This window comes from Streptomyces sp. NPDC006235 (genome assembly GCF_040613735.1).
Lineage (GTDB): Bacteria > Actinomycetota > Actinomycetes > Streptomycetales > Streptomycetaceae > Streptomyces.
This window is the reverse complement of sequence record NZ_JBEXSR010000002.1, coordinates 58,926-71,708: the sequence shown is the minus strand read 5'-3', so window position 1 is coordinate 71,708 and position 12,783 is coordinate 58,926. Positions and strand designations below refer to the sequence as shown.

General features: G+C 69.5%; 8 protein-coding genes and 3 pseudogenes. 3 read left to right on the top strand and 8 right to left on the bottom strand.

What is annotated here, in order from left to right:
- Positions 1-6 precede the first annotated feature (6 nt).
- A complete protein-coding gene (locus ABZ192_RS02495; protein ID WP_356922668.1) occupies positions 7-1,296 on the top strand; it encodes an MFS transporter in 1,290 nt (429 codons plus the stop codon).
- Positions 1,297-2,107: 811 nt separating this feature from the next.
- On the opposite strand, the gene ABZ192_RS02490 is transcribed toward ABZ192_RS02495, so the two are convergent.
- From ABZ192_RS02490 to ABZ192_RS02455, 8 genes and pseudogenes are all read right to left on the bottom strand, one after another.
- The gene (locus tag ABZ192_RS02490) at positions 2,108-2,407 is read right to left on the bottom strand and encodes a hypothetical protein (RefSeq protein ID WP_356922667.1); all 300 of its coding nucleotides are present in this window, start codon (positions 2,405-2,407) and stop codon (positions 2,108-2,110) included.
- A gap of 119 nt (positions 2,408-2,526) precedes the next feature.
- Positions 2,527-2,778: pseudogene (locus ABZ192_RS02485) on the bottom strand (peptidoglycan-binding protein); the annotation flags it as partial.
- A gap of 36 nt (positions 2,779-2,814) precedes the next feature.
- Positions 2,815-2,955: pseudogene (locus tag ABZ192_RS02480) on the bottom strand (LysM domain-containing protein); the annotation flags it as partial.
- A gap of 96 nt (positions 2,956-3,051) precedes the next feature.
- Entirely contained in the window at positions 3,052-4,200 is a 1,149-nt protein-coding gene (locus tag ABZ192_RS02475) for a SpoIIE family protein phosphatase (RefSeq protein ID WP_356922950.1), read from the bottom strand.
- Positions 4,201-4,791: 591 nt separating this feature from the next.
- Positions 4,792-6,591 (bottom strand): annotated as a pseudogene (locus tag ABZ192_RS02470) (RICIN domain-containing protein); the annotation flags it as partial.
- Positions 6,592-6,632: 41 nt separating this feature from the next.
- Positions 6,633-7,553 (bottom strand): carbohydrate ABC transporter permease, encoded by a 921-nt coding sequence (locus ABZ192_RS02465; RefSeq protein WP_356922666.1) that lies wholly within the window; start codon positions 7,551-7,553, stop codon positions 6,633-6,635.
- Positions 7,550-8,413, bottom strand: coding sequence for a sugar ABC transporter permease (locus ABZ192_RS02460; protein ID WP_356922665.1), 864 nt, complete (start codon positions 8,411-8,413; stop codon positions 7,550-7,552). The genes ABZ192_RS02465 and ABZ192_RS02460 overlap by 4 nt, the downstream gene beginning before the upstream one ends.
- 1 nt (position 8,414) lies before the next feature.
- Positions 8,415-9,800: an extracellular solute-binding protein gene (locus ABZ192_RS02455; protein WP_356922664.1), complete on the bottom strand. Its 1,386-nt coding sequence runs from the start codon at positions 9,798-9,800 to the stop codon at positions 8,415-8,417.
- Positions 9,801-10,518: 718 nt separating this feature from the next.
- Between ABZ192_RS02455 and ABZ192_RS02450 the strand changes: the two genes are divergently transcribed.
- Together ABZ192_RS02450 and ABZ192_RS02445 are read left to right on the top strand one after the other, a co-directional pair.
- On the top strand, positions 10,519-11,562 hold the full coding sequence (locus tag ABZ192_RS02450) for a LacI family DNA-binding transcriptional regulator (protein WP_356922663.1): 1,044 nt from the start codon (positions 10,519-10,521) through the stop codon (positions 11,560-11,562).
- A gap of 202 nt (positions 11,563-11,764) precedes the next feature.
- A complete protein-coding gene (locus ABZ192_RS02445; protein WP_356922662.1) occupies positions 11,765-12,751 on the top strand; it encodes a glycoside hydrolase family 43 protein in 987 nt (328 codons plus the stop codon).
- Positions 12,752-12,783: the final 32 nt, after the last annotated feature.

Genomic DNA, 12,783 nt, shown 5'->3' with positions numbered 1-12,783 from the left:
AGGGTCATGGACGTGACAGAGACGCAGACGGCCTCCCCGCCGACGAAACGGCCCGTTCGCCAGCTCCTCGCCGCCTCCGTGGGCAACGCCGTGGAGTGGTACGACTGGTACGCCTACACGTTTCTGGCCACGTACATCGCCGCCCAGGTCTTCCCCAAGAGCGCGGACAACTCGCTGGTGCCGCTGCTGTCCACGTTCGCGGTGTTCGCGGTGGGCTTCTTCATGCGGCCGGTCGGCGGGCTGCTGATGGGCGCGGTCGCGGACCGGCACGGGCGGCGGGCCGCGCTGACGGTCACCATCCTGCTGATGGGCGGCAGCAGCCTGCTGGTCGGGCTGACCCCGACGTACGCGGCGGTGGGCGTACTGGCGCCGGTGATCCTCGTCCTGGCGCGGCTGCTGCAGGGCCTGTCCGTGGGCGGCGAGTTCGCGGCCTCGACGACCTTCCTGGTCGAGTCGGCGGGCCCCGGCAGGCGCGGGCTGTTCTCCAGCTTCCAGTACGTGTCGACGACCGTGGGACAGCTCGTCGCCTCCGGCATCGCCACGCTGCTCGTGGACACGCTGAGCGACGGGCAGATGAACGGCTGGGGCTGGCGGGTTCCGTTCATACTCGGGGCCGTGCTGAGCCTGGTCGGCTTCTGGATCCGGCAGGGCGCTCAGGAGACCCGCAGCGCCGAGCAGCAGCAGGCGCCGCGCCCCGGCCTGTTCGAGGCGCTGCGGAGGCACCCGCGCGAGTCCCTCCTCATCGGCGGCATCACGGCGGGCGGCACCATCGCCTACTACACGTGGACGTCGTACCTTCCGACGTACGCCGAACTCAACGCGGGGCTGGAGAAGTCGGACGCGCTGCTCGCGGGCACGATCTCACTGGCCTTCTTCGCCCTGCTGCAACCGCTCGGCGGCCTCCTGTCGGACCGCTTCGGCCGCCGCCCCCTGCTCCTGTTCTTCGGCCTTGGCTTCGCCCTGCTCACCGTGCCCCTGCTGCACGCCCTGCGCGACTCGTTCGCGGTACTGCTGCTCGTGCAGTGCGCCGGCATGGTGCTGCTGACGGGGTTCACCTCCATCAGCGCCGCCGTGAACGCGGAGATCTTCCCGCCCCGGGTCCGCGCGGCCGGAATCGGCTTCCCGTACTCGCTGACGGTCGCCCTCTTCGGCGGCACGGCTCCGTACGTGGGCACGCTGTTCAAGGAGGTGGGCCACGCCGGACTGTTCCCCTGGTACGTCGCGGTGCTCTGCCTGCTGTCGTCGCTGGTGTACCTGCGGCTGCCCGAGACGGCTCACACACCTCTCCGGCGGTGAGCGGGCGCGCCCGGGCGGCGGACGGTCAGGGCCCGGCTCGCGGGCGAGACCCGTCCGCTCCTTCGTCAGCGCGCTCTCCGTCGCGGGTTCCCTCCTGTGCCCTTCGTGCGGTCCCGCGCCGTCCTGGAAGGCGGTGGGCGGTCCGGGCGCGCCGGCCTCTCCCAGCACGTTGTGCTCCCGGACGGCGGCTCGCTCGGGGTCGACCACGGCGTCGGTCGTCCTGCCCACCTCCGACAGCGTCATCTGGGCGCGGTCGTCGACCAGTCGGGTCACGAGATGCTGGGCGGCGCCGAAGGCCGCGGCCCAGCCGAGGACCTGCGCCCTGCTGTCGAGGTCGCTGAGCCCGGGGACGAAGGCGCCCCGGATCAGCAGCAGTCCGAGGAAGGCGGGCAGGGTGCCGGTGGGGAACTTCAGCACCGCCGATGCCAGGGGCAGCATGTAGGGAGCGTCGGTGCCCCGGATGTGGCGCAGTGAGGCGATGACGGTGAGTGCCGCGCCGGCGAGTCCGGCGATCTCGACGGTGAGGATGTCCCTCGGCTGGGCCAGGTCGCTGGCAGGGGTTCCCGCCGGCACATTGGGATGCTCCGCGGTGGGGCACACGACATCGATCCTGCCCGCGTTCCCGGGGTCGACCTTGGGCGTGAAGCACATGCTCAGCGACTTGGGGAAGAACCAGCCGTAGACGGCGAGGCCGGCGACGCCGAGCAGGACGAGGAAGGTCGCGGTCCACAGGATGTTGCGCAGGCTGCGCACCCGGGCGAGTTCGTCGTCGAGCGCGTTGTAGGCGGCGTCGAGCGCCCGGACCATGAGGTCACCGGTCGCTCGGTGACATCGCGCCGGAGATGACGGAACGGAGCCGCCGGGCGAGGCGGACCCGTCGTGAGTCGTCCTTGTCAAGGTGATCCTTGACCAGCGCCATGACCTCGCCGGCACGGCCGGCGGCTTCCTCGTCGGAGACCAGTTGCAGGAGCATCACCTCCGCGCTGCGAATGTTCGACCAGACGCCCTCACGCGCGGCCGAGCCAGACCAGGCACGCCGCCATCCGAAATTCTCGTCGGCAGCCGATCCGGCCTTTTCCAGATGGCTCCGCATTCCGTCGACGAGCGTCATACGGTCTTCGGGGCAAGGCCGGACACTCTCGCGTTCCAGTTGCGCTTCGAGATAGGCGATCCGGGTTTTCGCCCGGGCGCGCCATGCGGTCCGCGGCGGTCGGCCCGGAACAGTGCCGGTCACTCGAAGACGGCGGGCACGCGCAGCCTCTCCCACGACTTCCGGCCGGGCGTGCCGTCAGCGTCCTGGCCACTGAATCCGAGTTTGCGCTGCCACTTCGAGTACGACTTCCGGTCCGCTTCGCTCCACTGCGAGTCGGGCCCGTCGGCGTACGCCGAGCAGCCCTCCTCGATGAGGCGGAAGCCCATGGCCTCGATGATCGGGCTGGTCACGGACGACTGGAAGAAGTCGTCCCCCGGAAACGGCTCGAAGTCTCCCTGCATTTCCGGTGGTGCCACGCGGATCCGCTGTCCGGGGTGAATGATATCCGGATTTGTGATCTGGGGGTTCCACTCCAGAACCTGGTCCAGCGTCACGCGGAGCATAACCGCGATCTCACTGAGCGTGTCACCACGCTTCACTACGCGGAACTCTGCTGCCTTTTCCATGCGTCCACACTAGGCGAATTGCCCGCCATGGAAAAGTCGAGAATTCCGTGTCAATTTCACTTTTTTGATGCGGAAACGGCTTTTGCGGAAACCGCCTCACAGGCGGACGACGACCAAGGCGATGTCGTCCTGCCCCCCGTCGGAGACACCCATCCGGTTCAGCAGTCCGTCGGCGAGTTCTTCCACCGGGAGAGTGCCGGACCGGGCCAGGGCGTCGATCAGCCGGGACAGGCCGATGTCGATGTCTTCATCGCGGCGTTCGATGAGGCCGTCGGTGTAGAGCACGAGGGTGTCCCCCCGGGAGTAGGACAGGCCGGCCTGGGGGCGGGGGACGTGCTCCGGCCGGGCTCCCAGCGGCGGGTCGGTGGCCTGGTCCAGCAGTCGGCAGCTGCCGTCCGGACTGAGCAGGATCGGCGGTGGGTGGCCGGCGTTGCTGTAGATGATCAGCCGGCTGCGCGGGTCGATCAGGACCTTGGCCACGGTGGTGGCCAGCGCGCCGTCGACCGCCCTGGCGTACAGGCCCAGCACCTCCAGGGCCTGTGCGGGGCTGGGCACGGCCCGGATGGCGGCGCTCAGGGCGCTGCGCAGCATGCCCATGACGGCGGCGGCCTCCAGGCCGTGGCCGACGACGTCGCCGATGGCGATGGAGCAGCGGTCGGGCGGCAGATCGACCACGTCGTACCAGTCGCCGCACACGTTGAGCGGCCCGTAGGCCGGCAGGTAGCGCACGGCGATGTCCCGGTGCCTGTCCAGGTCGGGCGAGCGGAGCATGACCTCCTGGAGGGTGACGGCGATCTCACGTTCGCGGGCATGCGCCTGGCGCAGCCGCTCGTTCAGCCGTTCCAGGACGGCCGGGGAATGCATCAACTCGGTGACGTCGTCGGCCCGGGCGATGATCCATTTCACGTCGCCGTCCGTCCCCAGGACGGGGCTGGACATCCCGCACCACCAGCGCTCCTCCACCTCGCCCGGCTTGCCGTCGACGGGAATGTCGAACCGCCGCGGCGCCACCATGTCGGGCGCGTGGGAGTCCAGGACGCGCTGGAGCGAGGCTCCGAAGTCACGCGCCGCCTCCGGCGCGCCGGGGGTGTCCGGAAACGCCTCCAGGATGTACCGCCCGACCAGTTCCTCGCGGCTCCTGCCGGTGACCCGGAGGTAGGCCCGGTTGGCGTGGCAGACCACCAGGTCGGCGTCCAGCACCAGGTAGGGATTCGGTGCGGCGTCGAACAGCTCCTCGAAATCCATCTCCGCTGACGTCACGCGTGACCTGCCGATCTTTACAGGCGCGACCGCTGCAACTCCAACCTACGAGCAGCCCGCCCGGCACGCCCGCCGGACGACGCGTCGCGCACTGCAGTCCGGCCGGCCCCCGCCGTGGCGCTCGCCTCCTCGCCCTCGTAGGACAGGAGAATACGCGCGCCCCGCAGGGGTGTCCCCGGGGCGGCGCGAGCCGGCCGGGGTGAGCCGGCGAGCCGGCCCACTCCGAGCCACGGATCAGCGGCCGGCGGCTGCCGCCGGGACGGTGACCGTGTCCCAGATCAGCGGTGTGTCGTCGAAGACCACGGCGACCTTGATCCTCCTCCCGGCGGCGATCGTCGCGGGAAGCGTCACGCTGCCCTTCTGGTCCTCGTCGAAGGAGACCGGACCGAGGCCGGTGACCTTCCCGTCGGCCGCGACCACGTAGACGTGGCCCGTCGTGTTCGCGTGCAGGGCACGGCCCGCGGGGTCCGACGCCGCCGCGTCCAGCGGCACGGTCGCCGTCACCCCGACCTCGTTCGCCGCGATCAGTTGCTTCGACCGCTTGTCCCTCGTCAGGTCCGAGGAGGTCGGGGCCTGCTGGACGAGCCGCCACTCCTGCGAGCCGTCCGTGGCCGCGTTCTGCAGGGTCAGCGGTGCCCCGGCGCTCGCACCGGTCAGATACACGTTCGGGTTCCTCGCGGCCTGGAACTTGTAGTACCCGTCGGCGGTCTTGATGAGGTTCCACACGCCCGTAGGGCTGTTGTCGACCCACTGGCCGATCCTCTGGCCGACCGTCGCGTTCCCGGTCCAGATGCCCGCCATGCGGCCGCCCGACTTGTTCAGCAGCGTCGTGCCGCCCTTCGGCGCTGCGACCACGTGCCAGTACTGGGTGTCCTGGTCCGCCGCCGAACCGGCCTCCTCCAGGCGGACGTCGGGAACGTCGCCGTTGCCGATGTTCGCGTCGTTGCTCTTGTTCCCGGTGCCGATCACCTGACCGGTCCTGCGGTTCACCAACCGGTAGTAGGCGCCCTCCGAGTGGCCGAGGTCGACCTCGGCGTAGGCGAGCGTCGACGTGCCCTGGTTGTTGAGGATCGAGACGCGGCCGGTGCCCTGGACGTACTGCAGGTTGCGGGTGTAGCCGGCCCGCGAGGTCGTCTGGTACTCCTTCCACGCGCCGTCGCTGCGTCCGCTCTCGTTGACCCAGACGTTGCCGCTGCCCGCGGCGTTGTAGACCAGGCGCCCGTCGGGGAGCCGGATGACGACCGGGCTGCCGCCCGTCGCGAGCGGACGGGAGCCGGCGTCGACGGGCAGCGAGGTGACGGGGTTGTCCGTCGAGCCGCGGTAGAACGTCAACGGGTCGTCGGCCATGACGTACCGGACGTTGGTTCCGCCACCCCAGTACTCGTACGGAAGCAGCCACTTGCCGTCCGTCGTCGGGACGACGTTCGTCATGCCGGGACGGCCGCCGCCGATCTCCGTCTTGCCGCCGCCCATGTCCTGGGTCAGTCCCGCGACGTCCACCACGGGCTCGCTCCACTGCTTGCTGCGGCCGTTCCAGGTCTTGTGGACGAGGATCTGTCCGTGCGAGTCCGGGGCGGTGTCGTTCGCGGGGTCCAGCGTGGGCACGCCGGTGACCGGGTCGAAGCCGAGGTAGTCGTTCTCGTCGGAGTAGTAACAGACGAGCCGGCCCTTGTAGACCATCAGGTACGGCTCCCAGAGGGGATCCACCTGCTTGTACGTGTTCGCGCTCGCGACGTTCTTGCCGATCGCGCCCGCACTGCCGCCCTGCCAGCCGCCGGTCGCGATGACGTTGACGACCTTCCACGTCACGCCGTCGTCGGTGCTGGAGTACAGGGCGATCGCCATGTCACTGCGGTCTCCGTCGTTGGACGGCGTCCAGTCGGGGTCGGCCGCCTTGTGCTCCGTGTAGTAGTGGTCGTCGCCCGTCACGACGCTGGCGAGGAGCAGCGTGCCCTTCTCCAGGTTCCCGACGTCCTGCGGAAGCGTGTAGAGATAGGGGGCTCCCCAGTTGCTCTTGTACTTCGCGTACTCGGGGTCGCCGGAGAGGTACGCCGGAGCCTTGACCTCCGACAGCGGCTGCCACGACGTGCCGTGGTCGTCGCTCTTGTAGACCGGCAGCGTCTCCCCGTCCGCGCTTCCCGTCGTCGGTACGACAGTGGCCTTCTCGAACGACGCGATGAGCCGTCCGCTCGGCAACTGCGCCGACTTCACGTAGATCGCGCAGTTGCCCCGCCCTTTCAGGCATGGTTCGTTGCCGAGCTGGTAGAGGATCCCACCCGTGGGGTTGTAGGCCTGCGCGCCTGTCATGGGGACCGCCACCATCGCTGATGCCGCGATGAAGGTTCCCAGCGCCTTTCCCAGCCGCCTTCTCTGCATGTGTCTCTCCTTCGGGGGATGACCAGGGGGATGTTCGTGCGTCACTGCTTGACGCTTCCGGTCGCCAGACCGCTCTGCCAGTAGCGCTGGAGCAGGAGGAAGGCGACGACGAGCGGGACGATGGAGATCAGGGAGCCGGTGACGACGAGCGGGAGCATGTCGCCGCTGGCGCCGGCCCCGCCGTTCTGCGCCTGGGCGGCCCAGGAGGACAGGCCGACCGTGATGGGGTACAGATTCGGGTCGTTGAGCATGATCAGCGGCAGGAAATAGTTGTTCCAGGTCGCCACGAGCGTGAAGAGCAGGACGGTCACCAGACCGGGGGCCAGCAGTCTCAGGGCGATCCGCAGGAAGATCCGCGTCTCCCCCGCCCCGTCGATGCGGGCGGCCTCGAGGAGGCTGTCCGGGACGGCGTCGGCCGCGTAGACGCGCATGAGATACAGGCCGAAGGGGTTGACGAGGGAGGGCAGGATGATCGCCCATGGGGTGTTGACCAGGCCGACCTTGGCGAACAGCAGATAGGTCGGGATCGCCAGCGCGGTGGCCGGGACCATGATCGCGCCGAGGACGAGGTTGAAGGCGGCCCGGTCGCCGCGGAAGCGGAACTTGGCGAAGCCGTACCCGGCGGCGGCTGCGAGCAGGGCCGCGCCGACCGCGCTGGCGACGGCGTACGCGGCGGTGTTGAGCAGCCAGTGCACGAAGACGCCGTCGTCCTGGGTGAAGGTCGCCCTGATGTTCGCGAACAGCCGCGGGGCACGGGAGAACCACAGGCCGAAACTGTTGAACAGGTCCTGCGTGTTCTTGGTCGAGGCGGCCAGCAGCCAGAACAGGGGCAGGAGGAAGTAGGCCAGGGCGGCCAGCATGGCGATGGTCAGCGGGGTGCTGCGGCGGCGGGACGCGGTCCGGCGCCGCGTGGTCGTGGTGAGGGCCGGTGCGGTCGTGGGCTTCTCCAGGGTGGTCGTCACGCGGTTCTCCTGCGGTTCGCGGTGAGCAGTACGGCGTAGGAGGCGATCACGATGACGAGACCGAGGAGGAAGGAGACCGTGGCCGCGTAGTTGACCTGCTGGCCGGTGAAGGCGAGGGAGTAGGCGTAGAGGTTGGCCGTGTAGGAGCTGCTGATGACGTCGGGGGCGAGCTTCATCAGCAGGCTCGGTTCGTTGAACAGCTGGAAACTGCCGATGACCGAGAACAGCAGGGTCAGCAGGAGCGCGGGGCGCAGCGCGGGGAGCTTGATCGACCAGGCGACCCGCCAGACGCCCGCCCCGTCCATCGCGGCCGCCTCGTAGAGGTCCTGCGGGACGGTACGCAGGGCCGCGTACAGAATGATCATGTTGTAGCCGACGAACTCCCAGGTCACGATGTTCGCCAGGCTGCCCAGCATCCAGCCCTCGCTGAGGAACCGCGGGGCCGGCAGGTCCAGTTGCCGGGTCAGCTGGGCGAACGGGCCGAAGTCCGGGCCGTAGAGATAGCCCCACATCAGAGCGGCGACCACGCTCGGGACCGCGTACGGCACGAAGATGCCCAGCCGGATCACGCGCGCCAGCCGCAGCAGGCCGCTGTCCAGCGCGAGGGCGAACAGCAGGGCCAGCAGCAGCATCAGCGGCACCTGGATCACGAAGAACAGCGCCACGCGTCCGACGCCGTGCAGGAGGAGCGGATCCTTCAGGGCGGTGACGTAGTTGTCCAGGCCGACGAAGACCGTGCCGCCGATGAGCCGTTGCTGGAAGAGGCTGAGGTAGGCGGCGTAGCCGAGCGGGGCCAGGAACAGCAGGACGAAGAGGGTCAGGAACGGGGCTACGAACCATGGCCCTGGCCTGGAGGCCATCTCAGGCCCCCTCGACGGAGAAGCCCTGGTTCTTGGCGTACGCCGTGAGCCGCGACTGCCACGCGCCGAGCGCGCCGACCGTGCCGGACCCTCCCGCGAGGGACTTGCCGACGGTCTCCGTCCAGTCGGTCGCCGCCTGGTCCAGGAACGGCGGCCACTGGAACGACGTGGAGACCGTGTCGCTGATCTCGGCGAAGACCTGGTTGACCTTCTGACCGCCGTAGAAGGCGGGCGCGGCACCGGTGAAAGCCGAGTCGGTGAGCAGGGCCTTGGTCGCCGGGAAGGAGAACTGCTCGGTCGCGAACATCCTGGCGCTCGCCGGGTCGCTGTTGAGGAACTGGGCGAACAGGGCTGCCGCGATCGGGTTCTTGGTGGAGCGGATGGCCGCGGTCGTGGAGCCGCCCCAGTTGCCCGAGGCGGGCTTCGACGCGTCCCACTGCGGCAGCGGCGCCGCCCGCCACTTGCCGGCGGTGGCCTTGGCCGACCCGGACAGGAAGCCGGGCCCCCAGGCGGCGGTGAGCCAGGTGGCGTACTTGCCCTTGTTGAACCCGGCGTACCAGCCGTCGGTGAAGTCCGGGTCGGTGCTGATGACGCCTTCCTTCGCCAGCCCGCCCCAGTACTGGGCGAGCTTTTTCGAGACAGCGTCGTCGACGCTGATGGACAGGGTGCTCTTGCCCGAGACCGCATACGGCTCGGCGCCCGCCTGCCACATCAGACCGTGCCAGGCGGCGGGCTCGTTGGCCGCGAGGTTGGTCAGGTAGACGCCGGGGTCGGCCTGGTGGAGCTTGCGTGCGGCGGCCGCGAACTTGTCCCAGGTCTTGGGTACTTGGATGCCGTGCCGGTCGAAGATGTCCTTGCGGTACAGCATCCCCATGGGTCCGGTGTCCTGGGGGATCGCCCAGACCTCACCGCCGGGGCCGCTGACCTGTCCCCACGTCCAGTCGACGAACTTGTCCTTCAGCGCGGAGGCGCCGTACGGGCTCAGGTTCAGCAGGCTGTTCGTGATGGTGAACGTGGGGATCGCCTGGTACTCGATCTGCGCCAGGTCCGGGGCGCCGGTGCCGGCCTTGAGCGCGGTGCGCAGCTTGGTGTAGTGGGCGACGCCCTGGCCGGCGTTGACGACCTTGACCTTGATCGCGGGGTACTTCTTCTCGAAGAGCGCTACCTCCTTCTGGATGTTCGGGACCCAGGTCCAGAACGTCAGCTCGGTCGGCGTCTTCATCGCCTTGTCGATGTCGGCCTGGCTCACCGGCTCGGCGGATGCGGAGGAGCCGGACTCGCCGTCGCCGCCGCACGCGGCGAGTGCGGCGCCGAGGGACACCGCGCCGGTCGCGGCGAGGAACCGCCGACGGCTCATGGAGGACGAGGGCAAGAAGGATCTGGGCATGGTGAACTCCCGCCGGTGGGCGAAGGGGCGCAGCGCCTGGCGAGGGCGCGTCGCAAGGGTGGGAAGGAAGGGTGTGTCGGTCTGCGGGCGCGTACGTCGCTACCGGGGCATCGGGGTCGCCATGTTCGGGTTGCGTCGGGCGGGCCGCACGCCGGCAGGCGCGTCGCGTGCCGTACAGCGGAAGTCCACGGTGGTGGAGGGTTGTTGAGGGCGGTGAGCGCAGGCGGCTCACCACCCGGTCCTGACAGGCGGCTCACTGCCCGGTTCTCAGCAGGTGCCGCTCGGGCCGATGTGTCCGGACGAGGAGTGCGACCGGCGGCTCACTCGTCGGCGGCCGCGCAGGGTGGTCAGGGGCCGGCAGCGCCGCCCGGAGGCCACCGCCCGTGCCGTGCACGGACCACGTCCCCGGTGCGCGGTGCGGGCTGACCCGCGCTGCGCCTCACTGCTCGTGCCATGGAGTCTCCCGACGGCGTATGCCCGCATCAGCGAGGTCGGCTGTATGACCGCGCGGTCACTGACCGCGCGGTCATATCTACGCAGCCGAAGAGGCACGCGTCAATAGACCGCGCAGCGCCACTCCCCTCCCCCGGGGCTTTTCTCCGGTGGGAAAGAAACCGGGCACACACCCTTGACGCGCGATCGCGCACTGCGTAGACAATGACCGCGCGGTCATACAGGTGACCTCGAAAGATCCCCGGGCCCGGCCAGAGGAGACACCATGACACGAGCGACAGGACGGGGCGGGAGTCCCTCCGCGCCCCGCAGTGCCGATGTCGCCCAGCTGGCCGGTGTGTCGCGCAAGACCGTGTCGAGGGTCCTCAACAACGAGCCCTATGTCTCCGACGACGTACGGCGGCGCGTCCTCGAAGCCGCCGAGGAACTCGGCTACCGGCTGAACAACGCGGCCCGGGCGCTGGCCTCCGGACGGAACCGCTCCATCGGCGTGGTCGCCCTGGGGACGGCCGGATACGGAACCGCCTCCCTGCTCGTGGCCATCGAGAAGGCCGTGCGGGACTCCGGTTACGGACTCCGCGTGGTCAACACACTGGGCGGCGAGCCGGACGACATCGCCCGCGCCGTGGACTCCCTCCTGGAGCAGGGCGTGGACGGCATCATCGTCTCCGAGCCCGTCATCGAAGGAGAGGTGTCCGTCCGTGTCGACGTGCCGGTCCTCTTCCTCGGCGCGCCGCCGGCCTTCGGCGGCCCTCGCGTGGTGACCGCGGGGGTCGGCGCCGATCTGCTGGCGCGGGCCGCCACGGACCACCTGCTCGATCTGGGGCACCGGACCGTCCACCACCTCGCCGGACCACTGCGCTGGTACGCCGCCAGGGACCGCGTCGAGGGATGGCGAGCGGCGCTGGCGGCACGGGGCAGGCATGAGCCGCCCCTCGTCGAAGGCGACTGGTCAGCCGACTCCGGTTACCGGGCGGGCCGTGAACTGGCCGCCGACCCCGAGGTGACCGCGGTCTTCGTCTCGGGCGACGACATGGCGGTCGGCCTGATCCACGCCCTGTGTGAAGCCGGGCGCCGGGTGCCGGAGGACGTCAGCGTCGTGGGGTTCGACGGCAACCCCGTCTTCGCCCACGTCACCCCGCCTTTGACCACCGTGCGCCAGCCGTTCGACGCCGCGGCCGAGGACGGACTCAGGCTGCTCGTCCACGCCATCGAAAAGCCCGACACCGAGATTCCGCCGGCAGGCGACCTACCGGTCGAACTGGTCGTCCGAGCCTCGACCGCACCCCCGCCGTCAAGCCGCGGCTAGACGGCGCACTCCTTCGTCACGTTCTCACCCATCGCAACGGTCAGACGTCTGATCGCTGCTGCCTTCGAGGGGTTGACCCACCTTGCCCGGATCCCGCCGCACCTTCATCGCCGCCTCCGGCGCGGCCGCCACCGCAGCCGTCCTCGGCGCAGCGTCTGTGTCATCCGCGTCGGCTGCCACCGATCTCATGCGGCTTCCCGACATGCCCCTGCACGACCCGTTCATCGTCGCCGACGACAAGACGCGGACCTACTACCTCTACACATCCAACGATCCATCGGTATCGGGCGTGGAGGGCACCGGCACGATGGTCTACCGCAGCCGCGACCTGCGCGACTGGACGCGTCCCGTCGTGGTCTTCCTCGCCGCCGACCAGAAGGGACTCTGGACGACCGACGGCGGATGGGCGCCGGAGGTGCACGCATGGGGCGGCAAGTACTACCTGTTCACCACGCTGCACAACCAGAACAAGCCGCTTCCGGTACCGCCGCCCAACCAATGGGGCACGCCGTTCCCCATCGGGAACTACATGCGCGGCACGATCATCGCTGTCTCCGACTCGCTGCTGGGGCCCTTCACCGTCATCGACCCCTCAGGTCCCACCACTCCCGAGACGCTCATGGCCCTCGACGGCACGCTCTACGTCGACCCGTCCGGGCAGCCCTACATGGTGTACGCGCACGAGTGGCTGCAGACCATCGACGGAACCATGGAAGCGATCCGGCTCGCTCCGGACCTGTCGAAGACCCTCGGCGACCCGACCTACCTGTTCAAGGCATCGGACGCGTTCTGGATCAGCGAGCAGATCCCCAGCGGCGTACCCCACCAGCTCCCGCCCTATGTCACCGACGGCCCGGAGCTGTACCGCACCCCTGACGGATCCCTGATCATGCTGTGGTCGACGTACGAGAAGAACTCGGCCAACCCGGACGGCACCGTCGGCGGCACCTACGTGCAGACCTATGCCGTCTCGAAGTCCGGTGACATCAAAGGCCCCTGGAGCCAGCGCCGGCCGCTGCTCCGCGACGACAGCGGGCACGGCATGCTGTTCCACACCTTCGACGGCCGGCTGATGATGGTCCTCCACCGCCCCTTCAACAACGCGCGGGGGAAGCTGTACGAGATGCAGCTTCTCGGCCACGAGCTCCGGGTGCTCCGCCAGCGTACGGATCTCGATGGCGGCGGGTGACACCCCTTGCGGCAAGCCCGGATCGCGCAGGT

Excerpts from the sequence above, each read along its gene's own strand:
- ABZ192_RS02475 (WP_356922950.1), bottom strand. The coding sequence starts at position 4,200 with ATGGATTTCGAGGAGCTGTTCGACGCCGCACCGAATCCCTACCTGGTG.
- ABZ192_RS02460 (WP_356922665.1), bottom strand. The coding sequence starts at position 8,413 with ATGGCCTCCAGGCCAGGGCCATGGTTCGTAGCCCCGTTCCTGACCCTC.
- ABZ192_RS02445 (WP_356922662.1), top strand. The coding sequence starts at position 11,765 with ATGCCCCTGCACGACCCGTTCATCGTCGCCGACGACAAGACGCGGACC.
- ABZ192_RS02490 (WP_356922667.1), bottom strand. The coding sequence starts at position 2,407 with ATGACGCTCGTCGACGGAATGCGGAGCCATCTGGAAAAGGCCGGATCG.
- ABZ192_RS02495 (WP_356922668.1), top strand. The coding sequence starts at position 7 with ATGGACGTGACAGAGACGCAGACGGCCTCCCCGCCGACGAAACGGCCC.
- ABZ192_RS02455 (WP_356922664.1), bottom strand. The coding sequence starts at position 9,800 with ATGCCCAGATCCTTCTTGCCCTCGTCCTCCATGAGCCGTCGGCGGTTC.
- ABZ192_RS02450 (WP_356922663.1), top strand. The coding sequence starts at position 10,519 with ATGACACGAGCGACAGGACGGGGCGGGAGTCCCTCCGCGCCCCGCAGT.